Genomic DNA, 25,910 nt, shown 5'->3' on the forward strand with positions numbered 1-25,910 from the left:
CTGCCGGAGACTCGCTCACATGGTCACGTCAGTACACAGCGTCGCCGACCTGACCGCGGCGATGCGCTCGGGTGCCCGGGTGAAGTTCCTGTTCTTCTGGGGCCACCAGCCACAGCGCGACGGCAGCGTCGGGGCGGGCTGCCTGAGCCAGTGGTGGTCGGCGCCGTTCACCATCGACGGGCTGCGTTTCGCCACCGCCGAGCACTACATGATGTGGCGCAAGGCCACCCTCTTCGACGACCACGCCACCGCCGCCCGGGTCCTGGCGGCGGCGCACCCGCACGCGGCGAAGATGCTGGGCCGGCAGGTCACCGGTTTCGACCAGCACGTGTGGGAGCAGCACCGCTACGACATCGTGCTGACCGGCACCGTCGCGAAGTTCGACGAGCATCCTGCGCTGCGCACGTACCTGATCGGCACCGGTGAGCGGGTCCTCGTGGAGGCCAGCCCGCTCGACCGGATCTGGGGCATCGGCCTGGCCGCCGACCATCCGCACGCCACCGACCCGGCACGCTGGCGCGGGCTGAACCTGCTCGGCTTCGCACTCATGCAGGCCCGCGACATCCTGACCGGACAGGAAACCGCCCGCTGATCGAGGCCGTGAAGTGGGGACCGGGCTGTCGTGATCAGGAGGTGGTGGGAGGGCCGCCGCCGACCCGGCGGGCCGAGCGAGGCGCGGCCCGGGTGGGCAGGCCCACCCGTACGACGTGCAACAGCCGCTCGGGTGCCACGTCCAGCAGCGCGGCGAGGGCGGTACGGGTGGCGGCGACGTCGATCAGTTGGCTGAGCGGGTGGGCTGCCAGCCCGGCCGTGTGCAGCGTCAACCAGCACCGCATCAGCACCCGTCCGAACTCGACCTGCCCGGCCTGGTCGAGGCTGTCGGGGGCGACCAGGGCCAGCACGGTGCCGCCTCGGGCGAGCGGGTTGTCGGCGGCGGCGAGCAGCCGGGGCAGGCCGAGTGGGCGCAGCACCGGGTACGCGGCCAGCGTCGCGCGTAGGCCCACCGCGGCGGGCCGGGACAGGGCGAGGCAGCGGTCGGTGAGCCCGTCGGTGTGGTAGTTCGGGTGCGCCGGGTCGAGCCGTAGCCAGCGGCGCAGTTCGGCGGTGATCGCCGGGTCCGCGTACAGGTGCCGGTCGGCGGTGCGCAGGAGGGCACCGAGCCGGCCGGCGTGCGGCACGACCCGTACGCTGCCGCCGGCTCGTCGGGCGACCCGGTCCACCGCCGCGAGCACGTCCGGTCCCGGACCGGCGGCGAAGTGACCCCGGTCGGTACGGCGTTCCCACACGTCGATGGCGCGGAAGGGGGTCGAGTAGCGGTGTGTGGTGGGCCGCAGCCGACCCACCCACCGGTCGTCGTGGTCGGCGACGTACTCCAGGTGCAGGTCGGCGTCGGCCGCGACGATCAGGCAGGTCTCGACGAACGCGCCGAGGGACAGCCGCAGGTCGCGGCCGGTGGGGTCGGCCGCCGGCAGCGTGTGGACAGCGTCCCATCCGACGCGGATCGCTGCGGGCTCGTACCGCAGCCGCCACGGTTGGGTGTTGTGGGCGCTCGGGGCCCGCCAGCACAGCGGTGCGAGCGCACGGAACGCGGCGAGGTCCACCTACCGCTCCTTCGCGTAGAAGGTGTACCCGTGCAGCGGGCGACCGCCGAGGCGTCGGTACTGGGCGGCCGAGGCCGGGTTGTCCCGCTCGACGTAGGTGCTGCGCAGGGTGGTGTAGCCGGCGGCGTACAGGTTGTGGTGCAGGTGGGCGGAGAGCAGCCGCTGGTAACCGTGTCCCTGGTACCGCGGCACGACACCCTTGATGATCAGCACCGCCTCCCGCCGGTAGCGGCGGCGGCTGGCCAGCAACCGCAGCTGGTTGACCGGGTGCAGGTTGCCGCGCACCCCGGCCAGGAACTCGCTGATGTCCGGTACGCAGAGCACGAACGCCACCGCCGCGCCGTCGCGGGTCAGGTAGAGCAGCAGCGACTCGTCCAGCAGGTACGCCAGCCCGTCGGTCTGCCGCCGCAGCTGCTCGGCGGAGATCGGGGTGTAGTAGCCGAGCTGGGCGAAGGAGTCGTTGAGCATCCCGCGCAGCAGGTCGAGCTGCTCGTCGAGCCGGCGCAGGTCACCTCGGTGCACCTCGAGGCGTACGCCATCGGATTTTATGTATGTCGACGGCTTCGGCTGCGGCGGTGTGGGCACCGGGCAGATCCAGGTGTCGGCTTCGAAGCGGCGGTGGAACCCGTACGCCTCGTAGGCGATCGGGTAGTGCGGCGGGTTCCAGGCGCTGTCGACGAAACCCCGGTCGGCGTACCCGGAGGTGATCACCCCACCGGCCTGGTTGGGTAGCAGCGCCACCGGGCCGAAGAGCAGCTCCCGGTCGGCGGCGGCGTGGGCGGTGATCGCGTCGAACAGCGGACCGGCGGCCGGCTCGGTGAACTCAGTGAGCCCGAAGAGTTGGCAGCGGCGGCCGAGTTTGGCGTCGAAGGCCGCGTCGGTGTGCAGGGTGGTGCGTCCGATCACCGTGCCGGTGGCGTCGCGCAGCAGGTACATCGGCACGCCGTCGCGCCACCACCGCCGGATCTGCTGCCGTGGGGTGGGCACGTGACACGGTTCGCCGGCGTACAGCCGGTCGGTGAGGGTGCAGAAGTCCCGCAGGTCCCGGCGGCCGGTGACCCGTTCGAACCGGGTTCTCACCGCACGACCTCCGGCCCGGTGCGCTCCGCGCCGATGGGGGTGAAGGTGGCGATGTGTCCCATCTCCGGGCCTTCGGCGCGCCACGTGCCGTTGGAGTATCCGTCGGGGGCGGCGGTGTAGAGCCGGATGAAGCCGGCGGTCGCGTTGCGGGTGCCGTCGGTCAACCAGACCATCAACCGGCGGTGCTCGCGGGTCCGGGCGAAGCGCAGCATCGCGTCGCGGTCGGTGAAGAAGGCGATCGTGCCGAGGGTCAGCGGGAACTGCCAGTAGACGGTGTGCCAGCAGTAGCCGGACATCCGTCGCATGTCGCGGACCACCCGGAACCAGGCCGGTGCCAGCCGCAGCAGGACCAACGGGTTGCTGTAACGGGTCGCGCCGATGAACATGGCCCCGGCGCGGGCCTGCGCGGGAGCGCGGGAGAAGTCACTTGTACGCATGGTCACCTCACCAGATAGACGTTCTTGATCTTCTGATCGCCGACGAACGGGCCGCTGCCGGGATCGTGCAGTTCCACCCGCAGGTCACCGGCGGTCGGGTCCTCCAACAGCGACTGGGCGAAGTCCCGGGAGACCGAGGTGAGGTGCCGACGTACCCCGCTGCGGCAGGCGGCGGCGAGGGCCTCGCGTTGCGACGCGGGCAGCGGGCGGCGCAGTTCGATGTGGATCACCGGCCGGGTCTCCAGCGCCGCGTCCTCGACCAGCGCCAGGCAGAAGCGGCTGATCTCGGCGGCGTACGGGTTGCCGGTGTAGAGGCCGTACTCGACGTCCTGGGGGTAGAGGTTGGCCCCCAGGTAGGACACCGTGGAGTCGCGCCGGCCGAACAGCAGCAACACCGGCAGGGTCATCCGTTCCGCGGAGACGGCGGTGCGGAACTCGGCCCGGCGTACCGGGTCGGCGTGCGCCAGCTCGACGATCCGCCGGTACGGCACGAGCAGCGCCTCGTCGCCGATGTTGTAGCGCAGCCGGGGCTGGAGCACGTCACCGGTGACCGTGCAGATCAACTCCCGGTGCTCATTGGTCTCCAGGTAGGTGGCGAACGGGTTGTACTGGAACACCATCGGCAGCCGCTGCTCGTCGGCGCCGAGCAACTCGGCCCGCAGCGCCCGGTCGTTCTGCAGCCGCCGCCGCAGCCACACCGTGAACCGGGTCTCCGCGCCGATGCCGATGGTCAGGTCCGACGCCCCGTACGCCGAGCGGACCAGCGCGAACCGCTGCTCCAGGTAGTCGCGCAGCGCCTCGGTCATCCCCTCACCGCCGCAACTGGCGTAGATGCGGTACCGCGACCAGGGGAACTCCTCGGCGTCGAGCCGGTCGCGCAGATGCTTGAGAAACGGCGGGTACGCGGTCACCAGGTAGTCGAAGTCGGGGCCGAACTCGCGCAGCGTGTCGACGATCTTCCCGAGGTCCGGCCCGGTGTTCTTCACCACGGCGATCCGGGCCATCGCGGCACCTGTCGTCGTCCCGGTCGCCCAGGCCCCCATCGAGTACGCGTTGATCACGAACGGTCGACGCATCGGAAAGACCAGCCCGGTGTAGCCGACGATGTCCCGGTGCACCGCCCGCAGTTCCCGGTCCCCTCGCGGCCAGTTGAACGGCCGCCCCGACGAGCCGGCCGACTCGTCGACCACCACCCCTCGGGTGGGAAACCGCCCGTGCCAGCAGCGGGCGGCGGCGTCGTGGGCCACCACGTAGCCGAGCTTGTCGGTCTCCGGGAAATCCGTCAGCCGACGACGCACACCGCCCGGACGGGCGCGCAGGAAGGCCCGGTAGGCGGGCACCTGCCGGGCGGCCCGTACGCAGACGGCCCGCGCGTGCGCCGCGGCCAGCGCGTCCAGGGCCGGGTGGTGTCGCCGCGCCATCCACCGCCATCCGGCGGGGTGGCGGCCGACGAGCCGGCTCAACGCGGCGACCGCGCGCCCGAGGGGGGCCAGCACGGCCTGCCGGCCACGCGCGGCCAGGGCAGGCAGCGGTGAAGAAGTGGTATGCAGAGCGAGGTGTCGGTGCGGCAGATCGGCCATGCCATGATCCTCGCGATGCCGACGGGCCGACACCTGAGACCGCGAACGGTGTCCGGGCTGAGCATCCCTACTCAGTCGACGGTGACGCTTCCCCGGGGCCGGCAGTGCCGACCGGATCGACCGCTACGGCATGGCGGGCACGGGGGTGAGCGCGGTACGGCGGAGACGGGTGGCGTCCTGGCTGGGTGGGGCGCCGAAGTGGCGGCGGTACTCGCGGCTGAACTGTGACGGGCTGTCGTACCCCACCGCGTGCCCGACACCTGTGACGTCGTCGGGGTGGGTGGCCAGCAGCAGCCGGGCCTGCTGGAGACGGATCTGCTTCTGGAACTGGATGGGGCTCATCGCGGTGACGGCCTGGAAGTTGCGGTAGAACGCGGACAGGCTCATGCCCGACAGTTGGGCGACCTCCTCCACCCGGAACGCTTCCCGGTAGTTGTCGCGGATCCAGCGCACCGCGCGGCTGACGTGCGCGATGTTGCTGTCGGCCAGGCCGACCTGGCGGACCGTCTCGCCCTGCTCCCCCGTGACGAGACGCCACAGGATCTCCCGCTTGATCATGGGGGCGAGCACCGGGATGTCGCGGGGCGTCTCCAGCAACCGCAGCATCCGTACCGCGGCGTCGACCAGCTCGACCGGGGCGTCGCTGACGGCGAGCGCGGACGGTGCGCCGTGGGTCCGGGGCAGGCTTCCCGGTGGCGTGTCGAGCAGCAGTTCGGCGATCGCCGCCGGCTCCAGGACGAGGCCGAACCCGAGGGCCGGGCGCTCGCGGCTGGCCTCGGTGTAGTGGCCGGTGACCGGCAGGTCGACCGAGGCGATCAGGTACTGGCCGGCGCGGTACTCGTACACCCGGTCGCCGAGGGCGAGGGTCTTCGCGCCCTGGGCGATGAGCGCCAGCACCGTGCCGGACATCGACGCCGAGGGCAGGTGCGCCTGATCGGCCCGGCCGATCAGCACCCCGTCGATGGCGGTGCTGCCGTCAGGGCGGGCGTGACGGGCCAGCAATCCCCTCAATTCGTCAAGCGACACCGGACAATTCAAGCACGGACGCCGCCTCCACCGCATGAGAGGATCAGGCAAGAGGTCGGGAACATCCTTCTAACAGATCACCTGTTCAGGCTGATCAGATGGACTCATCTGAATCGCCGGGAGCTGACAGCAGCTCCACGAATGAACAGGTGGACAGCATGCGGGTCGCAATCGTCATCGGTGCCAGTTCCGGCATCGGCCAGAGCACGGCAATCCAACTCGCCAAGCGCGGCACGGGCGTCATCCTGACCTACAGCGGCAACCCGGCCGGCGCGCAGGACACGGTGACGGCCGTGGAGAAGGAGGGGCGGCACCGCCGTCGCGCTCCGGCTCGACATCGGCCGCAGCGACACCTTCCCGGCCTTCCGCGACGACGTCGTCACCGCGCTGCGCGACACCTGGCAGCGGGACACCTTCGACCACCTGGTCAACAACGCCGGCTTCGGTGGAATGGCGATGTTCGAGGACACCACCGAGGAACTGTTCGACCGGTTCATGCGGGTGCTGCTCAAGGGCCCCTACTTCCTCACCCAGGCGCTGCTGCCGCTGCTCGCCGACGGTGGCGCCATCGTCAACGTCAGCAGCAACTCGGCGTTGCCCACCGGCCTCGTCGACGCCGGCTACTCCGCGTACGCCACCATGAAGGGTGGCCTGAACGTGCTGACCCGCTACATGGCCAAGGAGTTCGCCGCTCGTGGCATCCGGGTCAACGCCGTCTCACCGGGGCCGACCCGGACCCGGCTTGCCGACGCCTCGGGCGTCGTGGGCTTCGAGGCGTACCCGGAGGTGATCCCGATGCTCGCCGCCAAGACCGCGCTCGGCCGCCTCGGGGAACCCGACGACATCGGCAAGGTCATCGCCGCCCTGCTCGACGACACGGGTGGATGGATCACCGCGCAGAACATCGAGGTCTCCGGCGGCTACGACCTCTGAGCGCCCACGGTGTCCGCCCGCCGCCCGGCAACGGGCGTGCGGGCGGACGCGGCACGGTCAGCATGAGCGTCGGACCTTCGGCACCTCGAACTGGCGTCGACGCCTCGACCTGCCGCAGAAATGAGCCGCCGGCTGGCTAATCGAGCGGCACGACGCGGAAATCGGTGACGAAGCTGGCGATGTCCCCTTCGGCGGTGCGGCCGATGTAGGTCGCGTACACGCCGTCGCCCCAACTCGAACCGACCACGTACACGTTGGCCCGGTCCGCTCCTCCACCACCACCGCGAGTTGCGTCACCACTGGGCCGGAGTGGCACTCGCCCACCGGATCGATGCCGCCGACCGGCCACCCGGCACCACCTATGACCTCGACGGGCGGTACGTCACCGACATCGAAGGGTTCTACTGCGCGATCGGCGAGGCGATCAACGGGCCCGGCGGGTACTTCGGCTGGAACCTCGACGCGCTCCACGACTGTCTGCGCGGAGGCTTCGGCGCACGGACACCGTTCCGCCTGGTGTGGCACGACTCGGCAGTCGCCCGCGCGCACCTCGTCGCCGGCTGTGACGGACGTCGGCTGGCACCGGCGACCACTCTGGACGATCTGCTGGACATCCTCGCGGCGCACCAGGTCGAGGTCGACCTCCGCTGACCACGCCACCCGATCGGGGCCACCCGGGCAAGCGTGTGTCGGAACTGCGCTGGGTGGCATCCTCCCGACACAACACGCCACTACTCTGCGGGAGTGGACTGCTACACGCTGCGATCTGACGTCGTCCCGGATCTCGGCGTGGCACGCGCGAGCTGATGAGTGCAGTCCACAACGTCCGCCGACGTAACCGTCGGGGCACCTCCGCCAACGCCAGTCCGCGCCGCCACCGCCGCCGATCCTGCTCGTTTCCGGGAGGTACTTCCATGTCCACAACAGAGCACGGCACCCGTACGTCGTCACGGCAGGATTCCGTACTGCCGGAGCTGCGGGAGCTGTGGTGGGAGACCGGGGTACGGGCGCGGGCCGAGGCCAGCCTGTTCGCGGTCTTCTCCGAGTTGCCCCGCCTGGTCTGGGCCGCCATCGTCGTCAGCTGGCGGGCCGACCGGCTGCGTACCTCGGTCGTGGCGGTGACCACCGTCGGCGCCGGGGTGATGTCGGCGTTCGGGCTGCTCGCGGCACAGCGGGTGCTCGTGGAACTGTTCGCCGGCGGGCCGACCGCCGACAAGGTGATCGCGGCGCTACCCGCCCTGATCGCGCTGGCGGCGGTGACCGCGCTGCGAGCGAGCATGACAGCCGCAATGGGGTACGCGCAGAACGGCCTCACCCCGAAGGTCGACCGGGAGGTCGAGCGACGGCTGTTCGAGATGACCACCGCGGTACGGCTGGAGGCGTTCGACGCCGACGCGTTCGCCGACGACATGGAACGGGCCACCCGCGGCTCGACCTCCACCACCGACCTGGTGCAGGCGTCGATGAATCTGCTCGCCGGCCTGGCCGGGGTGCTCGCCGTCGCGATCGCCGTCGTGGTGATCCACCCGCTGCTGCTGCTCGCCCTGCTGGTGGCCACCGTGCCGAACGGGTGGGCGTCGCTGCGGGCCGGACATCTGCGCTACCGGACCTACGCCGCCGGGTCGGTGCGGCGACGACGGATGTGGCTGCTGCACCGCCTGATGGCCGAACGTGACTCCGCCCCCGAACTACGCTCCTACGGCCTGCGTGGTTTCCTGCTCGACCAGTACGACCGGGTCATGGGCGTCGAGACCGACATCCAACTCGCTCTGGCCCGCCGGGTGACCACGACCACCACCGTCGGGGCGATGATCGGCGGCATCGCGACCGCGGTGGTGTACGTCCTGCTCGGTCTGCTGCTCATCGACGGGCAGATCCCCCTCGCGGCCGCCGCGACCTGCGTGATCGCCGTCCAGTCCGCGCAGCGGTCGCTGGCCGTGGTCACCTTCCAGACCGACCGGATCTACACCGAGGGGCAGCACTTTCGCGACTACACGGGCTTCATGACCCGCGCCGCCGACTATCTGCCCCCGCCCGCCGCCCCCGCGGCGGACGCACCTGACCAGCTGCGGGAGATCGTGGTGGACGACGTCCGGCTGCGCTATCCCGACCGCGAGACCGCCGCCGTCGACGGGGTGAGCCTGCGCATCCAGGCCGGGCAGACGGTGGCCTTCGTCGGCGAGAACGGCTCCGGCAAGTCGACCCTCGCCACGATGATCGCCCTCCTGCGCACCCCGACGGGCGGCACCATCCGCTTCAACGGCCGCCCGGCGGCCGACTGGGACAACGACGCGCTGCGCGCCCGGATCGCCGTCGTCACGCAGGAGTACCACAACTGGCCGTTCACGGCCGCCACGAACATCGCCATCGGCGACATCACCACCGTCCCGGAACGGGCCCGCATCGAGACCGCCGCCGCCCGCGCCGTCGCCCACGACATGATCACCGATCTGCCGTACGGCTACGAAACGCTGCTCGACCGTACCTTCGCCGGTGGCCAGGACCTCTCCGGCGGGCAGTGGCAACGCATCACCGCCGCCCGTGGGTTCCTGCGCGACGCCGACCTGCTCATCATGGACGAACCCTCGTCCGCCCTCGATCCCCGCGCCGAGGACGCCCTGTTCCAGGCCATTCGCGACCGGCAGGGACGTGGCATCACCATCCTGATCACCCACCGGCTCGCCAACGTCCGGCACGCCGACCGCATCTACGTTCTGCACCACGGCCGGCTCGTCGAAACCGGCACCCACGACCAGCTCATGGCCGCAGGCGGCCGGTACGCCGACCTGTTCACCCTCCAGGCCGCCGGCTACCGCACCACCCCGGCCACGTCACCGCTGCCCCGCCAGCCCACCGCCTCCGGCTGACGCACGGCATCCGGCCGGCTGCATCTCCGCGCTGCACGACGGCCGCCGCCCTGTTCGGGGAATCTTGTCGGTGGTCGATGTGAGAATGCCGGTCAACCGATTCTGGGAGATGGCATGGGGACGTGGGACAGCGGGCCGTTCGACAACGACACCGCCGCCGACTGGTGTGGTGATCTCAACGACGCCGACGTGGGCAAGCGCCCGATGCTGGTCCGTGAGGCGCTGAGCCGGGCCGCCGGCGAGGCCGGCTACCTCGACGCCGATGTCGCCTGCGAGGCGATCGCCGCAGCCGCGATCGTCGCCGCGCAGCGGCCCGGCGGGCCGGCGATCACCTCCTCGTACGCACCGGATTTCCTGCTCGACGGTGGTCGGCTCGATCTGCCCGACGACCTGGTCCCGCTCGCGGCGCGGGCCCTCGACCGGATCATGGCCGCCGACTCGGAGTGGCATTTTCTGTGGCAGGACGCCGCGGGACCCAGCAATCGGGCCTTCGACGACGTCCACGACCTGCGGAAAGTCCTGACAGCCCGGTAGCCGGGCGCGCCCGGGTCAGGGGCGGGCTGCGGCGAGCTGCGGGTAGAGCCCTTCGACCGGCCCCGCGAGTCCGGCCTTCACCCGGCCGCTGAGCTCATCGGCGAGGATCTCGTAGCTGCCGGCTTCGATCCCGTCGTACGCCGAGCGGACGACGTCGGCCGGGTCGAGCTTGGGGGCCTCGACGTCCTTGGTCATCGGGGTGTCGGCGTAGCCGAGGTGCAACGAAGCGACGTGCACGCCCTCGGGGGCGAGCGTGATGCGCTGCGTGTTCGTCGCCTGCCAGAGTGCCGCCTTGGTGGCGCTGTAGGCATCGCCGATGCCGAGCCAACTCAGGACGGACAGCACGTTGAGCACCGTGCCCCGCGACGTCTTCAGCGCCGGAGTGAACGCGTTGGTCACCGCGAGGGCGCCCCAGAAGTTGGTCTCGAACAGCTCCCGTGCCGCCGCCAGGTCGCCGAGCACGCTGGCGCCGTTCAACGCCCCGGCGTTGTTGATCAGAATGGTCACGTCGTCGGCGATGTCGGCTGCGGCCGCGATGGACTCCGGCGACGTCACGTCCAGGACGAGGGGGACGATGCGGTCGTCGTTCCAGTCCCGTGGGTTGCGGGCGGCGGCGTACACCTTGACCGCTCCCCGGTCGAGGGCCTGGTGAACGAAGTGGGTGCCGAGGCCACCGTTGGCTCCGGTGACGAGCACGACGGCTCCGTTGAGGCTGGGCATGTCAGATCCCTCCGTGGTGGGTGACGGCGTGGCTGCCGCCTTCGCGATCCGGCTGACTAGTGTCTGCCATAGCCAGCAATCTAGCCTGCCTGGCTTTGGGGGATCAAAGTCAGCGTAGGATGGGTGTCATGAATCACGACGAGGGACCTGTCGAGCCCACCGACGCCCTCGAGCGTCTGGGCGCGTTCGCCGCGCGCGACGACTGGACGGCGACGGGTTGGTGCCGCATCGAACGCTCACTCGGTCTGATCGGCACGCGCTCGGCGATGCTGATAGTCCGTGAACTCTTCTACGGGGGCACCAGGTTCGACGAGTTGGCTCGACGTACGGGTTTGAGCGAGGCCGTCGTCGCCGGACGACTCAAGCAGCTGTACGCCGACGGCATCGTCGACAGGCGCCCCTACCAGGAGCCCGGCAAGCGCACCCGCGACGAGTACCTGCTCACCGATCGCGGGCGCGCACTCTTCCCGATCATCGTTGCCCTCGTGCAGTGGGGTGAACTGCTCGGCGACGACCACCGCACCGGCGTCGAACTCGTTCACCGTGGCTGCGAGGCCCCACTCTCCGCCCACGTCAGATGCGCCAAGGGGCACGACGTGCCACTCGGAGAGGCTGCCGCGCGGCTGAAGGACGAGGCCTACGCGGCTGCGGCGCGCCGGCAGCCGCACGGCTCCGACTGACGCTGCGGTTCGATGATCAAACGGTCGGTCCGGCGGCGCTGACGGTGGGGTTGGCACGAGCCGGGCAACTGATCAGCTCATGATCGGCTAAGGTCCGGGTGTCGTCTGGACAAGGTCCAGCGGCACCAGGTCGTCTCCCGTCTCCGTCCGACGGGCGATGGCGGCCCGTCGACTGTCGGCGCTTACGCCTATCGCGCCGAATCGCCCGGGCAACACGCGCGAGAACTCTCCGCTGGTGGTATCGATTCGCCAGACACCTGACCTGTTGTCGTGACGACCGGACACCAACAGGGCAGCTCCGTCCGGCGACACCGCCACGTCGGAGGGGTCAGTGAGTTCCGGCCCTGTCTGCCGGATGAGACCTGACGCGGGATCGAAGGTCATCGCACGCCATCGTGCGCGCTCGTCGAAAAGGCTCTCGGCCTCGTCGGAGACAAGAAAGAAGACCTCACCGGACCGTGCCACGGCGAGAAATCCCGCTCGCCCCGGTGTCGAACAACCGGATGGGTCGAAGAAATCCTGATCCAGGCCGAAGGGTACGAGTTGAGCCGGTCCGTACTTCGGAAAGGGAACGACGTGACCCCTCACGTACCGGGCGATACTCCGACAGTCACCGGCGGCGTACTCCACCCACCCGTTCGACAGGTCGTCATCCCACGACACCAGCCACTGAGCACCCAACGTCGCCAGCTTGACCAACTTCCCGTCGTCAAGGGCGGCGGCAATTCGTGAACTGACATGAGTCGTAGTGGCTTCGCAGTCGACGACAGCGCCCAGCCTGCCGTCCGGCAAGATGGAGATGGTGACGATTTCGGGAGCACCGCAGAACCCCGTGGACGAAACGACCACCGTTTCGCCTCGACCGCTACTTGTGATCATGGCAAGTCTCGTGAGACTGGCAGAGTCGACATAGCGGAGAACGTAGAGCTGGCCGCTCGGTAGCCAGGCGACACTCACGATGTGGCCATCCTGCGCCGTCGCCAGCCGCTCTGGGGCGATCTCGGCGTCGGTCCCGCAGCCGCTGAGCATGACGACAGAGGCAACGGCGATCGCCACGACAGTTCGACGCCAACCCCGACCTCGTCGCGGGGCACCACATTCGCCACGCCGCAGCATCGGCATGCTCAAGCTCCCCGTCGACGTAGGCCCATCCGCGACACGCGTCGGCGGATACTCCCCGCCGATGCCGTTGCTCGGCGCACACGGGACCATACCGCCGCCGTACTCGTCACCAGATCGAACGCGCGCCCGGTCTGATCGGGCAGCCCGCCTGCCCCGTTGATCATCGACAGCTCGGCCGGTCAACACGTACGGTGCGGGAATGCGAGTCGTACCCCGATGGGCGCTGGCCTCCGCCGTGGCAGCGCCCATCCTCCTGATCGGTGGCTGGACCCTCGCTGCGGCCCGCCAGCCCGGCGGATTCGACCCGGTCACCGAGACGATCAGCGCGCTCGCCGCAGTCGACGCGACCGACCGGTGGATCATGACGCTCGGCCTGGCCGGACTCGGACTGTGTCACTGCGTGACCGCCGCCGGGCTACGTCCCCTCGCACCTGCCGGACGGGCGCTGCTCGCCCTCGGCGGGGTGGGAACCCTGGCGGTGGCCGCGTTCCCGCTGCCGGCCGGCGGTGGGGACTCGGTGCCACACACACTCGCCGCCACCGTGGCCTTCGGCGCACTGGCGCTCTGGCCCGCCCTCGCCGCGCCGCGCACCACGACCACGAGAGGACGCGCCCGACGGCACGCACCCTGGGCGGCACTGACGGTCGGGTTGGCGCTGCCGGTGGCCTGGTTCGTGGCCGAGTTGGCTACCGGCGGTGAGCGGATCGGCCTGGCCGAACGGGTCGCGGCCGGAGCGGAAGCGCTCGCACCCCTGCTGGTGGTCGCCGGGCTGCGCACCGCCTCCGGCCGACGACGGCAACGCGGCACCGCTGCCCGCCCGCCCACCGCGTGACAGGGAACTACTCGCCATCGAGAACACAGATCAGTTGGCCCCACTCGGCAGCGTTGGCGCCGGAAGACGGCTGACCTTCATTGATCGTCACCCTCCGTTTCGGTGAACACCCGAAGGCGCAACCGCGCAGCCGGATTGAAGACGAACCATGCGTAGAAATCGCCCATCCGGTCTCAGGTGGTCAGGGCCAGGCCGGCCAGCGTGACGGTGGACAGGACGACGGTGCCGACCGTCCCGGCAGCCAACGCGGTGCGGCCGCCGTGGGCGACCGACCGCAGGTCGACCGCGGCACCGAGGGCGAACATGGCAGCCGCCAGCAGAAGTGTGCCTGCCACCGACCCGATGTCGAGGACACCTGTCGGCAGCCCGCCGGTCGCGCGTAGCATCGCCGCCGCGACGAAGCCGACGACGAACCACGGCAGCATCGGAGGCTTGCGCACGTGACCGGAGGTCCGGCGGTCCAGGGCCACCAGGGCGACGAGTGGGGCGAGCAGCAGCACCCGGAACAGCTTGACGACAACGGCCGCCGACAGGGCCGTGGCACCGACCGCGCCGCCGACCGCGACGACCTGGCCCACCTCGTGCACGCTCGCCCCCACCCACATGCCCAGCAGCACCTCGTCCAGGCCGAACAGCACACCGAGGGCGGGCAGGGCGATCATGGACACCGTACCGAGCACGGTGACGACCGCGACCGCGGTGACGACGTCCTCCTCCTCGCCGTCACCGACCTGGTTCATCGCGGCCACGGCCGACGCGCCGCAGATGGCCACTCCGGTGGCGACGAGCAACGAGCGGTCGGCGGTGAGGCCGAGGCGTCGGCCCACCCGGCGGGTGGCGACGAAGCTGGCGGCCACCCCCAGCGTCACGACGAGTATCGGCCCGACACCCAACCCGACGACATCGGCCAGCACCAGTTGCAGGCCGAGCAGCACGATGCCGATCCGCAGCAGGGTGGTGGCGGCGAACCGCAGGCCCGACTGCAACCACGGGCGGTTGCCGCCGCAGGCGGTCAGCATTATGCCCAGCACGATCGCCACCACCAGCGGGCTGGCGGCGCCGAACCGGAGATTCACCAGATATCCGACGGCGGCGGCACCGGCGGCGACGAGCAGTCCCGGCAGCAGGCGGGGGCCGCCCCGACCGGCGGCGGGAACGACACTGGTCGCCTCCTTGATCGTCATAGGGACAGCTTCACGTGATCTGGCCCCCTCCAGTAGCCGTCCACCGGGGTACAGGTCATAGCCTGGGGTTATGAGTGTGCTTCCCGACCTGGTGTCGCTGCGCCTGCTGGTCGGGGTGGCGGAGCTGGGCAGTGTCGGCCGGGCCGCGCGCACGATGGGGATGTCCCAGCCGTCGGCCAGCAAGCGCCTCGCCGCGCTGGAACGGCAGGTACGACTTCCGCTGCTGACCCGGACCCCGCGCGGTTCGGTGCTGACCGACGACGGGCAGGTTGTGGTGACGTGGGCGCTGCGGCTGCTCACCGTCGCCGACGAGTTCGACAACAGCCTCACCGCCATGCGCCACGCGCGGGCGGCGCGCCTGCGCGTGGCGGCGAGCATGACCGTCGCCGAGGCCCTGCTCCCCCGGTGGTTGCACCGCCTTGCGCAGCGCGAACCCGATGTGCAGGTCGGCCTGACCGTCGTCAACTCCACGGAAGTCGCGCGGATGCTGGTGACCGACGACAGCGTCGACATCGGGTTCATCGAAGGGCCGAACGTGCCCGACGGACTCGATCACATGATCGTCGGGCACGATCACCTGGTCGTCGTCGTGGCGCCACAGCATGACTGGGCCCGTCGTCGTCGCCCGCTGCGTCCGGCGGAACTGGCGGCCACCCGGCTCGTGGTGCGAGAGCAGGGATCAGGTACCCGGGAGACCCTGGAACTGGCCCTGCGCGACCTCGACCCCGCGCCGCCGCACCTGTCCCTCGGCTCGAACGCCGCCGTCAAGGGCGCGGCGATGACCGGCACCGCGCCCGCGGTGCTCAGCAGGCACGCCGTCGAGACGGAACTCGCCACCGGTCACCTGGTCACCGTGCCGGTGGACGACCTGCCGCTCCGGCGGGACCTGCGCGCGGTGTGGCCGCGCGGTCGGCGGCTCACCGGGTCGGCCACCGCACTGCTGCAGGCGATCGACACCTCCCCCACGACACCCCCGGCCCGACCCACGAAGATCAGCAAGGACCAGCACCCACCGGGTCGACGCTAGGTCAGCACGGTGGGCCGCCAACGGCCTGGCCGAGCCCCGCGAGTCGGCGGCGCGCGTCATCGACAGTGGGATCACCCAGGTCGTCGTAGATGGCAGAGGCCAGCCGCCAGGCTTGCGCGGCTGCCTCGGCGTTGCCCATCGCGGCGTGGGTCTCGCCGAGACGAACGAGCGTCTCCGCCTGGTGATACCGGTCGGCGGAGGCGCGGAAGAGTTCGACGGACCGCTCGTAGCAGGACACCGCGCGGGCATGATCGCCGAGTGCGTGGTAGGCGAACCCGAGGCTGTCCAGCGTCGCCGCCTGGCCGTTGTGGTCGTCGATCAGGCGCTGCTGGGTCAGCGCCGCCGTACAGTCGACGATCGCCTGCCGGTAGTCGCCGCGAACGGCGTGCATGTACCCGACCGCGTTGAGGGCCCGCCCTTCGCCGGCCCGGTTGCCGGTCCGCCGGTACAGGCGCAGGGCCTCGTGGCCGTGGGTCAGCGCCTCGTCCACGCGGCCGAGCACGAAACAGTGCTCGGTGTAGTTGTGCAGGGTCTGCGCCAGACCATCCTCGTCGTCGAGCTGCTCGTACAGCTTGATCGCCCATTCCAGGCGGTCACCGGCGGTGTCGTGCTGGCCGAGTCGCGCGGCGGCCCGGCCCAGCAGTCGGCTGGCCGTGGCCTGCGCATTGAGGTCGCCAAGGCACTCCGCCGCCTGGAGCGCGACCTGCTGGGCGGCGAACTGGTCGTGCCAGAGCCCACGGGGCGCGAGAAAGGTGGTCAACGCCCAGGCGAGCTGCCAGGCGTACGCCTCGAACCCGGTGGTGGCGGCCTGCCGGATCACCCGCAGGAGCACCCGGCGTTCCGTCGAGAACCAGGCCAGGGCGGCATCCTGGTCTGCCATCGGCACGTGGATGACGTCACCCAGTGCCGGCACGGGGGTGATGGGTGTCCACTGCGGCTGGACCAGCCGGGCCGCCGGATAGGCGCTGTGCAGGTAGTGGTCGTACAGCCGGTGCCGGGCGTCGTGCCGCTCGGCGCCCTGCTCAGCGCCCTGCGTCAACTCGGCGGCGTACGAGCGCAGCAGGTCGTGGCAGGCGTACCGGTCCGGCCGGTGCTCGGTCAACAGGTGCAGTCGGGTCAGTTCCTTGAGCACCGGGCCGACCGCGGCGGCGGAACAGCCCAGCAGCGCGGCGGCGGCGGCACTTGTCAGTTCCGGTCCCGGATGCAGCCCGATCAGGCGGAACAGGCGGGCCGCGACAGGGCTCAGGGCCCGGTACGACCAGGAGAACACCCGACGTACGTCGCCGTCCGCCAGAACTTCCAACCGTGCCTCGGGTGGGCGCAGTTCCGCGGCGATCGCCTCCAGCGGAAAGGTGGGCCGGGTCGCCACCCGCGCCGCCACGATCGACAGGGCGAGCGGCAGGCGCCCGGATGCCTCGATCATGTCGGCCACCGCGTCCGGTTCGTCGTCGAGCCGGTCGCCACCGATCCGGCTACGCAGCAGGTTCCTCGACTCCGTGGCGGTCAGCAGGTCGAGGGCCAGCAGGCGGGCGCCCTCCGCGGCGACCAGGCTGTGCAGCTGGTCCCGACTGGTCACCACGACGACGCACCGGCCCGCGCCGGGCAGCAGGGGCCGTACCTGCTCGGCGTCGCGGGCGTTGTCGAGCACGATGAGCATCTCGCGGGAGGCGAGCAGGCTACGGTACAGACCGATCCGAGCATCCAGACTGCTCGGTATGCGGGCCAGTGGTACGCCGAGCGCCTCGAGGAAGCCGAGCAGCGCGTCGGCGGGCGCGACCCGCTCCCCGTCGTCGTACCCGCGGAGATTGACGTGGAGTTGTCCGTCGGGAAAGCGGTCGGCCACCCGGTGCGCCCAGTGCAGCGCCAGCGCGGTCTTGCCGATGCCGGCCATGCCGCAGACAGCGGAGATGACCACAGTGGTCGGCCCACTGGCCCGGTCGCCGACCGCCGCGTCGAGGCGACTCAGGTGCAGCTCCCGACCGACGAACCCGGGTGGGACGAGCGGTAGCTGCTCCGGGCGCACCCGGACCGAGCTCACAGCCACCCGTTCGACTGTCGCCGACGAACCGTCCGGGTGCCGCCGGTGGTGCAGAATGTCGTCGTGCAGGCGGGTCAGCTCGGGCCCGGGATCCATCCCGGTCTCCTCGGCCAGCACCCGTCGGACCTGCCGGAAGGCCGCCAACGCGCCGGCCACGTCGCCGCTGGCGTAGAGCGCCGACATGAGGTGCACCCAGGCACGCTGCCGTAACGGGTGCCGGTCGAGCAGGGCGCGCAGCCGGGGGATCACCTCGGCCGGCGCACCGAGGGCGAGCTTCGCCTCGGCGTGGTCCTCCTCGGCCAGCAGCCGCCGTTCCATCAACTGCTCGACCCAGCGGGACAGCTGCGGGGGAAGCGGCAGCTCGGCCAGCGCCCGGCCGCGCCACAGGCCCAGTGCTGCGACCAGCTCGGCCTCGGCCCGCTCGGCGTCACCGCTGGTCAGGGCTTCCCGTCCCCGCGCGGTCGCGGCGTCGAAGCGATCGAGGTCGCGTTCGTCCGGCTCGACCCGCAGCAGGTATCCACCGTGGGTGGTCACGATCCGCGGCTGGTCGTCGGCCTCGTCGTGGAGGGCTTGCCGCAGCCCGCGGACGTAGGTGCGGATGTTGGCGTTGGCGGACGCCGGTGGCTGGTCGTCCCAGAGGGCGGTGACCAGTCGCTCCTTGGAGACCGCCTCATTGGGCCGGAACAGCAGACAGGCCAGCACCAGCCGTTGCTTCACCGAGCCGAGATCGACCGGCCGGCCGTCCCGGACCAGCGACAACGGGCCGAGCAGGTCGAAGTGGATCGGCATCGTTCACCTCAGCCTGAGGCTGACCAGATGTACCTCGATTGTGCGCAGGTTGTACGCCGGCCACCGTACCATCGGCCACCGAAGCGATCATCTTTTCAGCTGTGGCTGTCCTGGAGGTCCGCCATGCAGCAGCCCCCGATCACCGTCGTTGCTGTCGGCGACTTCGGTCGCGCGGTGGCCGGCCGCCTGGTGTCCAGAATCGCCGGAACGCAGGTGACGGAGAGCGTCCCGGCGGCGACCTCTCCCCTGCGACCGATCGTCCTGGCGTCCTGGCGGGAGGCCCGCGCCATCGCCCGGAGCATCGACGCCAACGAGGCGGTGCCGTGGTGGCTGCCAGTCATCCTGACACATCCGCAGATTCGTGTGGGCCCCGTTCTCGGCGGGCAACTGCCCGGCTGCTACGACTGTCTGCTGGGGCAGGTGCTCGCCACTGATGAGCAGCCGCACGTCACCAGGGCGCTGTGGGACCTGTACGACCAGGACAGGTGGTCGGGCCCGCTCGGCTACCTGGAGCATCACGTCAGCGTCGCGGCGTCCCTCGCCACGATGCTGATCAGGCAGCAGGGTCCGGCCAGCCAGCGCATTCTCCGCTACGACCTGCTCGACGGCACCGTACGCACCGACGCATTCGTGCCGGTGGACGGTTGTCCCCGGGGGAAGCGCGCGGCGGTGGCGCAGCAGCTACCCGACGGGTCCGGAGACCGAGCGGGCCAGCCCGACAGAACGGGGGTTGTGGCGTGACCGGGCCGGTGTACCGCCTCAGCACCGGGCTGGTCCGCTTCGCCTTCGGCGACTCGTACGTCCTGGAGGGCGGGCCGGCACGTGCCGTCGTGGCCGGACCCGGCGCGACGGATGTCCTGCCGCAGCTCTGCGAACTGCTCGACGGCAATCACTGTGTATCGCAGATCGCGCGGTTGCTGGGCGTACCGATGTCGGAGGTCACCGACCGGATAGCCCTGCTCGTACGACACGGGCTCGCGCACGCCGTCACCGCGGACGACGCAGTCTGGTCGGGAACCGATCCGCCGACACCGGCGGCCGACTTCCTGTCCCGTACCGCCGGCCGACTCGATCACCCGACCGACACTGCCCAGATGCTGGCCAACCTGCGCCACGGCCGGGCACTGGTGGCAGGGCGCGGGTGGCTGGCCGCGACGATCACCGCCGAGCTGGACCGCAGCGGGGTCGCCATGTGGCCGTACGACCCTGACCTGCTGGTCGGGCTGCCGCCGGTCACCGTCGACGGACGGAACTCGGTCGTGGTGGTGGAGGTGCTCGCCGACGGCCCACCCACCGCCCTGGCCACGACCCTGCGGGCGGGTCAGTGGTGGCTCGGCGCGCGGGTCGACGCGAGCGGCGGGTGGGTGGGGCCGCTGCTGCGGCCCGGCTCCTGCGGGTGCCAGCTGCCGCTGACCCGCCCGGACCCGGCCGGCCCGACCGCGACGATCGTCGACGTGATCGCGGCACTGACGGCCGGAAAGGTCGCCGACACCCTGATCCGCGGCGTGGATCCCACCACTGCGGACACCTGCCTGGAGATCTCCTGTCCCGACGGGGTGCCGACCGCCACCGTCCGGCCTCTCCCCCGGCGCCGCGACTGCCCCGACTGCGGCCCGAACGGCACCCCCGACGGCCGGTACGCGCAGGCGAGCCCGGCCTCCTCCGGGCCGCTGCGGCATCTGCCGTCCCCGCCCGCCCCGGTGCCATCGCCGGCGGTCCACCTGCCCGGCGACCCGGTGCCGCACGTCGGCGGGTGACCCCGGCGTCCTGGACCGGACCGTCGGTAACGGGATGACCGACGGTCCGGTTCAGGGCGCCGGCGCGGCTGCACATCAGGGCCGGCTGCGGCACACTCTCCTGCATGACGGTCGCGGCTCGGTGCACATGGGATCAGGCCAACGCGCGACGTCTGGAGCGCGCCGGTCTGACCGGGCCCCGCAACGGCGGTGAGGCGGCTGTCGCCCGGGTCGCGAGGGCGCAGTGCGGCGTACACGCGCAGGTGATGTCGGCCGCCGAGTGGTCGCTCGGCGCGCGGCTCGACGAGGTGTCCCGGCAGTCGGTGCAGGATGCGCTCTGGCGGGATCACCGTCTGGTGAAGACCCGTGGGCCACGTGGCACGGTGCATCTGCTCGCCGCCGACGACCTGCCGATGTGGGCGGGTGCGCTGGGCGCGCTCCCCACCGGTCAGGACCACCAGCCCGCTGCGGTACGGATGACGAAGCTCCAGGTCGAAGCAGTGATCGAGGCGATCGACGATGCGCTGCGGGACGCCGATCTGACGGTTGACGAGCTGACCGTGGCCATCGCCGCACGGGTCGGGGACTGGTCGGCCGACCGGGTGATGGAGGCGTTCGGTGATCGATGGCCGCGGTGGCGGCAGATCGAACATCAGGTGACCAACCGAGGTGTGATGTGTTTCGGTCCGTTACGCGGCCGGAAGGTGACCTATACGAGTCCGGCGCGGCTGCTGCCGGGCTTCACGCCGGCCGCGAGTGACGTCGCGCTGACCGACCTGCTCGTGCACTATCTCTGGGCGTACGGACCCGCGACGCCCGCACACGTGGCGCAGTGGTTGTCGATTCCGCGTCCATTCGCAACCGACATGTTCGAGATGGCGGCGGACCGGTTGGAGCCGGTCGATCTGGAAGGTGAGCGGGCCTGGGTGATCGCGGACGACCGCGTGTTCGACCAGGAGCCGCCGTCCGGGCTACGTCTGCTGCCCTACTTCGACGCGTACGTCATCGGGTGCCATCCCCGGGACCGGCTGTTCGCCGGTCGAGCGGCCCAGCGCGCCCTCGCCAACGGTCAGGCGGGCACGTTCCCCGTGCTTCTCGTCGACGGGCGGGTCGCCGGCGTATGGCATCAACGCAAATCCGGACGCCGGATCGACGTGACGGTGGAACCGCTTGACGAGTTGTCCGCCGCGCAGCGCCGCGCCCTCGATGAAGAGGCGGATCGGCTGGCCGCGTTCTTCGGGGCGAAAGTCTCGGTGCGAATTGGCCCCGTCACCGTCGGCGGACACGCCTAGCTCTCGCAAACCCGGGTGGCTAACTTCAGTCAGTGCCGCTGCCGGGCGTGAACGAGCAGGCAGAGGGGCATGTGCTGGCCATTCCGGCAGTGGCTTGATCCGACTTCCAACGTGCGCTCTCGGCCAGAGACACGGACTTTTCGTACCCCGGGTGCTTAAACACGACCGTGTTGATGGGGTAGGCTCTGCGGCGCTATTCAACTAGAGTCATATCAGAGACAATAACAGGAGTCGTGGGAAGATGGCGAAAGGGCAACTGGGTTGGCTTCCGCAGGGCGAGATCGCCGTGACCCAGCCGGAGTTCGGTCAGCGATTGAAGGCGCGGCGCACGGCGCTGCGCATGTCGCAGCGCGAACTCGCCGGTGACTTCGTCACCCCGAGCTACATCTCCCTGCTGGAAGCGGGCAGCCGGGTCCCGACCCTGGACGTGGTGGTGTACCTGGGCCGCATGCTCGACTGCAGCCTGGAGGAACTGCTCGACGTCGACGTGGCTCCCCTGCTGCCGAGCGAAGCCAGCCGTCGCCCGATCGTCTTCGAACAGGTCCTGGCGCGCAGCGCGAGCGAGGTCGGTGACCACGCCCAGGCCCGCCGGTTCCTGGAGAACGCGCTGGCCAGCGCGAGGTCCGACGGACTGCCCGAGCGCGTGGTCGACGTCAGCCTGGAACTCCAGGACACCCTGCGGATGCTCAGCGAGCACCAGGCCCGGCTCCGGCTGCTGGAGGAGCTGGCCGAGGTTCCCCTCGTCCAGTCCGCCCCGGAACTGCTGTTGGTCGTCAAGACCCACCTCGCGTCCGTGCTCCGCGACCTCGGGCAACTGCGCGAGGCCCGGCGTACGGCGTACGGCGCACTGACCCACCTGCGTCAGCCCGGGATCGGCGGCACGAGCGTGCACGTACGGCTGCTGGGCGTGCTGATCTCGGTGCTCTGCGAGGCCGGTGAGCTGGACCAGGTGGAACCGCTGATCACCGAGATGCTGGAGGTCGCGGGCAAGCTGGACTGGCCGGGCTTCGTCGGGCGGGCCCACTGGGTGGCAAGCATGGCGTACGCGCAGTTGGGCCGCCCCGAGGAGGCGCGGGAGCACTTCGGGCTGGCCCGGGACGCGCTGGCCTTTCCCAGCATGTCGCTCATCGACTGGCTGCGGTTCTGCCGGTCGGCGGCGTCGGTGCTGCTCGACATCGGCGACGACCTGGACAGCGCACGGCAGTGGATCCGGGACGCGGAGACCACGTCGCGGATGCTCGGCCTCGCCCAGGAGCAGGCCATCGTCTCCGCACTGCGGGCCCGCTACGAGCTCAGCACCGGCAACCCCCAGGAGGCGCTGCGCCTGTACGAGCCGCTGACCGGCCCGGACACCCCGCTGGCCGGGCTGGATCTGATCTACAGCTACCTCAGCCACGCCAACGCGCTGCACCAGACCCGCGAGCTCGACAAGGCGATAGCGATGCTGCGCTCCGCGGTCGAACTGTGCGAGAAGGGCGGCTCGTACCAACTCGCCGCCCAGGTGTGGCGACAGATCGACGAACTGACCCGGGAACGCGACACGGTGCTGGCCGACGACCAACCATAGGAGACGCGATGGCCGACGAGACGACTGATCTGCTAGAACGGCTGGCGAGCCTGCCGGCGAACCGGCGGGAGGCGGCGCTTCGGCTGCTGGGACGCGACACCGAGGCCGGCACGTTGCGGCCGCGCGTCGATCCGAGCGCGCCGGTACGTCTGTCCAGCGGACAGGAACAGGTCTGGCTGACCGACCTGATGACCGGGGAACCGGGAAGTCTCGTCGACCACGTCGCGTTCCGGCTCCACGGCCCCCTCGATCTCGCCGCGCTGCACACCGCGTTCGAAGACCTCGTCGCACGGCACGAGCCGCTCCGCAGCCGACTGATCCGTCAGGGCGAGATCCCGATGCTCGTATCCGGATCCGCCCCGGTGGACGTGAGCGTCACCGACCTGACCGGGCAGGGAATCGCCGCAGCGACCGCGGCCGCCACAAGCGACCTCGCGGTGCCGTTCGATCTGGAACAGGGTTCGCTGGCGCGGCTGCGGCTGTACCGCCTCGCACCCGACGACCACGTCCTGGTGCTCGCCTCCCACCACATGGTGACCGACGGGGTCTCCCAGGGCGTACTCCTGGTCGATCTGGAGACGCTCTACCAGGCCCGACGCGAAGGCCGGCCCGCCGCGCTCGCACCGCTGCGGGTCCAGTACGGCGACTTCGCCCAGTGGCAGCGCGGCTTCCTGGCCGGTGAGCGGCTGACCGCGCTGACCCGGTACTGGACGGATCGGCTGGCCCAGACGTCCGGTCGGCTGCTCCTGCCGCTGGACAATCCCCGCTCGGCCCGACGCGGCGGCGCCTACCTGGACTTCACCGCCCCCACCGGGCTGGCCGACCGGGTGGCTACCGCGGCCCGCCAGCACGCCACGACACCCTTCGTCGTGCTGCTGACCGCGTTCCGGCTGCTCCTGTGGCGCCTCACCGCGCAGCGCGACACGTTGGTCGGTACGCCGGTCAGCGCCCGGCCACTGGCGGAGACCGAGAACATGGTCGGCTACTTCCTGAACATGGTGGTGCTGCGCGGCACGGCTGACGCCGACGCGTCGCTGCGTGACCTCATCGCCACCGAACACGCCTCGGCGATGTCCGCGTACGCGCACCAGGACCTGCCGTTCGAACAGCTGGTCACGCAGCTGCGCCCGCCACGGGAGATGGGCTCCACCCCACTGGTGCAGACCGTCTTCTCCGTCGAGGGACAGCCCGGCATGAGCGGCAGTTACCTCGGAGCGAGCTGCGAGGAGATCGTGCTGACCGGCGGCCGGGCACAGTACGACCTGATGGTGAAGGTGGTCCGCGACGTGGAACTGACCGCCCGGTGGGACTTCGACGACGCGATCATCGACGCGACCCGGATCACCGAGTGGGCGCACCAGTTCTGGGCGCTCGTCGACGCGGTCACCAGCGACCCCGACCGCCGGGTACGCGACATCCCGGGACTCGGCGACGTGCCGCCGGACCCGAGCCAGGACGACCGGTCCACCGTCGAGGTCCTCGCGTGGGCCGGCACCGCGGACCGGGTCGAGCCGCAGGGCTATCTCCAGGAGACCATCGCCGCCGCCTGGCAGTCGCTGCTCGGCGTCTCCCCCGGCGCCCACGACGCCCTGTTCGACCTGGGCGGGCACTCGCTCACCGTCGCGCAGCTCTCGTTCCGGTTGAGTGACACGTTCCGCGCCCACGTCGGGGTCGCCGAGCTGTTCGAGTATCAGACGGTGGCCGCCCAGGCCGAGTACGTCGAGCGCCTGCTGCTGGAGCGGGCGGCACAGTTGTCGCCGGACGAACGGGAGCAGCTGCTCGACGGGCAGCCCTGATCGGCACCGCCGGCTGCGGGCAGCATGCTCAGGCCGCGGGCCTCACGCGAAGGCGTCGAGGCCCGCGGCGAGGTCCCGGACCTGCCGGCAGGCGGCCAGCAGCGCGGCGAGTCGATCCACCGGATACATCTGTGCCGCGTCGCCGGGCCGGTACATCCGCTCCGGCGCGGGATGCGTCTCGATGAGCAGCCCGTCCACGCCGAAGACGGCGGCCGCCAACGCGGCCGGTGCGACCGCCGCGGCGCTGCCGGTGCTGTGGCTCGGGTCGAAGATGACGGGCAGGTCGGTGTGTCGCCGTACCGCCGCGACAGCGCCGTAGTCCAGTTGGTACGCCAGCGACCGGTCGAACGACACGACGCCCCGGGCGCACATGATGACGTGCGGGTTGCCGTGGCTGACGACGTACTCCGCGGCCTTGAGCCACTCCGCGACGGTGGCGCGTACGCCCCGCATCAGCAGCACCGGCCGACCACTGCCGCCGAGCTCGGCCAGCAGCGCCCGGTTGGTCATGTTGCGCGGATCGACCTGTAGGCAGTCGGCGACCTGCGCGACCGCTCCGACGTCCCGCGGGTCGGCCACCTCGGTGATGACCGGCAGCCCGCCCCCCGCGCGGACCTCGGCCAACGCCGACAGGCCACCGCGTCCCTTGCCGGGGAAATGGTAGGGACCACTCCTGACCTTGAACAGGCTGGCCCGCACCGCGTCGGCCCCGGCGCGGCGCACCATCGTGGCGGTCCGCACCGTGTCCGACACCGACTCCAGCGCGCACGGTCCGGCCCCGCACCACAGGTCACCGCCGCCGACGTGGCCGCTCCCGAGCGGCACCCGTCGCGGCAGCACCGCGTTCGCCCGATCCACCAGCCAGTAGCCCCGCTCGGCGGTGCTGTGCCAGGCGCGGATCGCGGCGGAGGACACCCGGTGCACCAACCGTTCGTCTCCCGCGACGACGAGAAAGCACCTGCCGGCCAGGCGCAGCGGCCAGGCGGTGACGTCCTCGTGTCGTGCGATCCGGGTGGCCAACGAGGCCAGCTCGGCGTCGCTGCTGTGCGGGGCGAGCTCGACGAGCACG

Annotated in this window: 24 protein-coding genes; 13 read left to right on the plus strand and 11 right to left on the minus strand. The window is 70.9% G+C overall.

From position 1 onward, the window contains the following. Positions 1–19: 19 nt before the first annotated feature. Entirely contained in the window at positions 20–592 is a 573-nt protein-coding gene (locus VAB18032_RS17225; RefSeq protein ID WP_013734153.1) for a riboflavin biosynthesis intermediates N-glycosidase, read from the plus strand. Positions 593–626: 34 nt separating this feature from the next. Here the strand turns inward: VAB18032_RS17225 and VAB18032_RS17230 are convergent, their stop codons facing one another. The 5 genes from VAB18032_RS17230 to VAB18032_RS17250 form a co-directional block, all read right to left on the minus strand. Beyond that, positions 627–1,601: a nitroreductase family protein gene (locus VAB18032_RS17230; protein WP_013734154.1), complete on the minus strand. Its 975-nt coding sequence runs from the start codon at positions 1,599–1,601 to the stop codon at positions 627–629. Then, complete coding sequence (locus VAB18032_RS17235) at positions 1,602–2,681, minus strand: GNAT family N-acetyltransferase (protein WP_013734155.1); 1,080 nt, start codon at positions 2,679–2,681, stop codon at positions 1,602–1,604. Further along, positions 2,678–3,118, minus strand: coding sequence for a hypothetical protein (locus VAB18032_RS17240; RefSeq protein ID WP_043721097.1), 441 nt, complete (start codon positions 3,116–3,118; stop codon positions 2,678–2,680). The genes VAB18032_RS17235 and VAB18032_RS17240 overlap by 4 nt, the downstream gene beginning before the upstream one ends. A 2-nt stretch (positions 3,119–3,120) precedes the next feature. Continuing rightward, complete coding sequence (locus VAB18032_RS17245) at positions 3,121–4,698, minus strand: phenylacetate--CoA ligase family protein (RefSeq protein ID WP_013734157.1); 1,578 nt, start codon at positions 4,696–4,698, stop codon at positions 3,121–3,123. Positions 4,699–4,821: 123 nt separating this feature from the next. Continuing rightward, positions 4,822–5,724 carry an AraC family transcriptional regulator gene (locus VAB18032_RS17250; protein WP_043721100.1) on the minus strand — a complete coding sequence of 301 codons (903 nt, stop codon included), beginning with the start codon at positions 5,722–5,724 and terminating at the stop codon, positions 4,822–4,824. A gap of 336 nt (positions 5,725–6,060) precedes the next feature. Here VAB18032_RS17250 and VAB18032_RS17255 point away from each other — a divergent pair, with 336 nt between their 5' ends. Continuing rightward, positions 6,061–6,657, plus strand: coding sequence for an SDR family NAD(P)-dependent oxidoreductase (locus tag VAB18032_RS17255; RefSeq protein WP_198408972.1), 597 nt, complete (start codon positions 6,061–6,063; stop codon positions 6,655–6,657). A gap of 136 nt (positions 6,658–6,793) precedes the next feature. Here the strand turns inward: VAB18032_RS17255 and VAB18032_RS30830 are convergent, their stop codons facing one another. After that, positions 6,794–6,910: a DUF4241 domain-containing protein gene (locus VAB18032_RS30830; protein ID WP_013734160.1), complete on the minus strand. Its 117-nt coding sequence runs from the start codon at positions 6,908–6,910 to the stop codon at positions 6,794–6,796. Positions 6,911–6,945: 35 nt separating this feature from the next. Here VAB18032_RS30830 and VAB18032_RS17260 point away from each other — a divergent pair, with 35 nt between their 5' ends. The 3 genes from VAB18032_RS17260 to VAB18032_RS17270 all read left to right on the plus strand — a co-directional run bounded on the left by VAB18032_RS17260 (position 6,946) and on the right by VAB18032_RS17270 (position 10,058). Continuing rightward, on the plus strand, positions 6,946–7,308 hold the full coding sequence (locus VAB18032_RS17260) for a barstar family protein (protein ID WP_081476142.1): 363 nt from the start codon (positions 6,946–6,948) through the stop codon (positions 7,306–7,308). A 263-nt stretch (positions 7,309–7,571) separates the two neighbouring features. Beyond that, positions 7,572–9,524, plus strand: coding sequence for an ABC transporter ATP-binding protein (locus tag VAB18032_RS17265; protein WP_013734162.1), 1,953 nt, complete (start codon positions 7,572–7,574; stop codon positions 9,522–9,524). 114 nt (positions 9,525–9,638) lie between these two features. Beyond that, positions 9,639–10,058 carry a DUF4259 domain-containing protein gene (locus VAB18032_RS17270; RefSeq protein WP_013734163.1) on the plus strand — a complete coding sequence of 140 codons (420 nt, stop codon included), beginning with the start codon at positions 9,639–9,641 and terminating at the stop codon, positions 10,056–10,058. Between the two features lie 15 nt (positions 10,059–10,073). On the opposite strand, the gene VAB18032_RS17275 is transcribed toward VAB18032_RS17270, so the two are convergent. Then, on the minus strand, positions 10,074–10,778 hold the full coding sequence (locus VAB18032_RS17275; RefSeq protein WP_013734164.1) for an SDR family oxidoreductase: 705 nt from the start codon (positions 10,776–10,778) through the stop codon (positions 10,074–10,076). Between the two features lie 128 nt (positions 10,779–10,906). Here VAB18032_RS17275 and VAB18032_RS17280 point away from each other — a divergent pair, with 128 nt between their 5' ends. After that, positions 10,907–11,458 carry a winged helix-turn-helix transcriptional regulator gene (locus tag VAB18032_RS17280; protein ID WP_013734165.1) on the plus strand — a complete coding sequence of 184 codons (552 nt, stop codon included), beginning with the start codon at positions 10,907–10,909 and terminating at the stop codon, positions 11,456–11,458. 87 nt (positions 11,459–11,545) lie between these two features. On the opposite strand, the gene VAB18032_RS17285 is transcribed toward VAB18032_RS17280, so the two are convergent. Beyond that, complete coding sequence (locus VAB18032_RS17285) at positions 11,546–12,514, minus strand: hypothetical protein (protein ID WP_013734166.1); 969 nt, start codon at positions 12,512–12,514, stop codon at positions 11,546–11,548. 265 nt (positions 12,515–12,779) lie between these two features. On the opposite strand from VAB18032_RS17285, the gene VAB18032_RS17290 reads away from it, so the two are divergent. Continuing rightward, on the plus strand, positions 12,780–13,412 hold the full coding sequence (locus VAB18032_RS17290) for a DUF998 domain-containing protein (RefSeq protein WP_013734167.1): 633 nt from the start codon (positions 12,780–12,782) through the stop codon (positions 13,410–13,412). Positions 13,413–13,585: 173 nt separating this feature from the next. Here the strand turns inward: VAB18032_RS17290 and VAB18032_RS17295 are convergent, their stop codons facing one another. Next, the gene (locus VAB18032_RS17295; RefSeq protein ID WP_013734168.1) at positions 13,586–14,596 is read right to left on the minus strand and encodes a YeiH family protein; all 1,011 of its coding nucleotides are present in this window, start codon (positions 14,594–14,596) and stop codon (positions 13,586–13,588) included. Between the two features lie 70 nt (positions 14,597–14,666). Here VAB18032_RS17295 and VAB18032_RS17300 point away from each other — a divergent pair, with 70 nt between their 5' ends. Next, complete coding sequence (locus VAB18032_RS17300) at positions 14,667–15,623, plus strand: LysR family transcriptional regulator (protein ID WP_013734169.1); 957 nt, start codon at positions 14,667–14,669, stop codon at positions 15,621–15,623. Position 15,624: 1 nt separating this feature from the next. Here VAB18032_RS17300 and VAB18032_RS17305 read toward each other — a convergent pair whose 3' ends face one another. Then, positions 15,625–18,450 carry an AfsR/SARP family transcriptional regulator gene (locus VAB18032_RS17305; RefSeq protein ID WP_013734170.1) on the minus strand — a complete coding sequence of 942 codons (2,826 nt, stop codon included), beginning with the start codon at positions 18,448–18,450 and terminating at the stop codon, positions 15,625–15,627. 123 nt (positions 18,451–18,573) lie between these two features. Between VAB18032_RS17305 and VAB18032_RS17310 the strand changes: the two genes are divergently transcribed. The 5 genes from VAB18032_RS17310 (at position 18,574) to VAB18032_RS17330 (ending at position 24,841) form a co-directional block, all read left to right on the plus strand. Then, complete coding sequence (locus VAB18032_RS17310; RefSeq protein ID WP_013734171.1) at positions 18,574–19,191, plus strand: TOMM precursor leader peptide-binding protein; 618 nt, start codon at positions 18,574–18,576, stop codon at positions 19,189–19,191. Next, on the plus strand, positions 19,188–20,207 hold the full coding sequence (locus VAB18032_RS17315; RefSeq protein WP_013734172.1) for a winged helix-turn-helix domain-containing protein: 1,020 nt from the start codon (positions 19,188–19,190) through the stop codon (positions 20,205–20,207). The genes VAB18032_RS17310 and VAB18032_RS17315 overlap by 4 nt, the downstream gene beginning before the upstream one ends. Before the next feature lie 104 nt (positions 20,208–20,311). Beyond that, positions 20,312–21,478, plus strand: coding sequence for a winged helix DNA-binding domain-containing protein (locus VAB18032_RS17320; RefSeq protein ID WP_043721103.1), 1,167 nt, complete (start codon positions 20,312–20,314; stop codon positions 21,476–21,478). A 241-nt stretch (positions 21,479–21,719) separates the two neighbouring features. Beyond that, on the plus strand, positions 21,720–23,045 hold the full coding sequence (locus VAB18032_RS17325) for a helix-turn-helix domain-containing protein (protein WP_013734174.1): 1,326 nt from the start codon (positions 21,720–21,722) through the stop codon (positions 23,043–23,045). 8 nt (positions 23,046–23,053) lie between these two features. Continuing rightward, the gene (locus VAB18032_RS17330) at positions 23,054–24,841 is read left to right on the plus strand and encodes a condensation domain-containing protein (RefSeq protein ID WP_013734175.1); all 1,788 of its coding nucleotides are present in this window, start codon (positions 23,054–23,056) and stop codon (positions 24,839–24,841) included. A 42-nt stretch (positions 24,842–24,883) separates the two neighbouring features. Here the strand turns inward: VAB18032_RS17330 and VAB18032_RS17335 are convergent, their stop codons facing one another. After that, a complete protein-coding gene (locus tag VAB18032_RS17335; RefSeq protein WP_013734176.1) occupies positions 24,884–25,909 on the minus strand; it encodes a phospho-2-dehydro-3-deoxyheptonate aldolase in 1,026 nt (341 codons plus the stop codon). Position 25,910: the final 1 nt, after the last annotated feature.

Origin of the sequence: Micromonospora maris AB-18-032, from assembly GCF_000204155.1 — a bacterium.
Classification (GTDB): Bacteria; Actinomycetota; Actinomycetes; order Mycobacteriales; family Micromonosporaceae; genus Micromonospora; species Micromonospora gifhornensis.

What these genes read in the sequence shown, in the direction of transcription:
- VAB18032_RS17265 (WP_013734162.1), top strand. Translation starts at nt 7,572, where the DNA reads ATGTCCACAACAGAGCACGGCACCCGTACGTCGTCACGGCAGGATTCC.
- VAB18032_RS17330 (WP_013734175.1), top strand. Translation starts at nt 23,054, where the DNA reads ATGGCCGACGAGACGACTGATCTGCTAGAACGGCTGGCGAGCCTGCCG.
- VAB18032_RS17295 (WP_013734168.1), bottom strand. Translation starts at nt 14,596, where the DNA reads ATGACGATCAAGGAGGCGACCAGTGTCGTTCCCGCCGCCGGTCGGGGC.
- VAB18032_RS17300 (WP_013734169.1), top strand. Translation starts at nt 14,667, where the DNA reads ATGAGTGTGCTTCCCGACCTGGTGTCGCTGCGCCTGCTGGTCGGGGTG.
- VAB18032_RS17325 (WP_013734174.1), top strand. Translation starts at nt 21,720, where the DNA reads ATGGCGAAAGGGCAACTGGGTTGGCTTCCGCAGGGCGAGATCGCCGTG.
- VAB18032_RS17270 (WP_013734163.1), top strand. Translation starts at nt 9,639, where the DNA reads ATGGGGACGTGGGACAGCGGGCCGTTCGACAACGACACCGCCGCCGAC.
- VAB18032_RS17320 (WP_043721103.1), top strand. Translation starts at nt 20,312, where the DNA reads ATGACGGTCGCGGCTCGGTGCACATGGGATCAGGCCAACGCGCGACGT.
- VAB18032_RS17305 (WP_013734170.1), bottom strand. Translation starts at nt 18,450, where the DNA reads ATGCCGATCCACTTCGACCTGCTCGGCCCGTTGTCGCTGGTCCGGGAC.
- VAB18032_RS17245 (WP_013734157.1), bottom strand. Translation starts at nt 4,698, where the DNA reads ATGGCCGATCTGCCGCACCGACACCTCGCTCTGCATACCACTTCTTCA.
- VAB18032_RS17275 (WP_013734164.1), bottom strand. Translation starts at nt 10,778, where the DNA reads ATGCCCAGCCTCAACGGAGCCGTCGTGCTCGTCACCGGAGCCAACGGT.
- VAB18032_RS17290 (WP_013734167.1), top strand. Translation starts at nt 12,780, where the DNA reads ATGCGAGTCGTACCCCGATGGGCGCTGGCCTCCGCCGTGGCAGCGCCC.
- VAB18032_RS17240 (WP_043721097.1), bottom strand. Translation starts at nt 3,118, where the DNA reads ATGCGTACAAGTGACTTCTCCCGCGCTCCCGCGCAGGCCCGCGCCGGG.
- VAB18032_RS17280 (WP_013734165.1), top strand. Translation starts at nt 10,907, where the DNA reads ATGAATCACGACGAGGGACCTGTCGAGCCCACCGACGCCCTCGAGCGT.
- VAB18032_RS17310 (WP_013734171.1), top strand. Translation starts at nt 18,574, where the DNA reads ATGCAGCAGCCCCCGATCACCGTCGTTGCTGTCGGCGACTTCGGTCGC.
- VAB18032_RS17225 (WP_013734153.1), top strand. Translation starts at nt 20, where the DNA reads ATGGTCACGTCAGTACACAGCGTCGCCGACCTGACCGCGGCGATGCGC.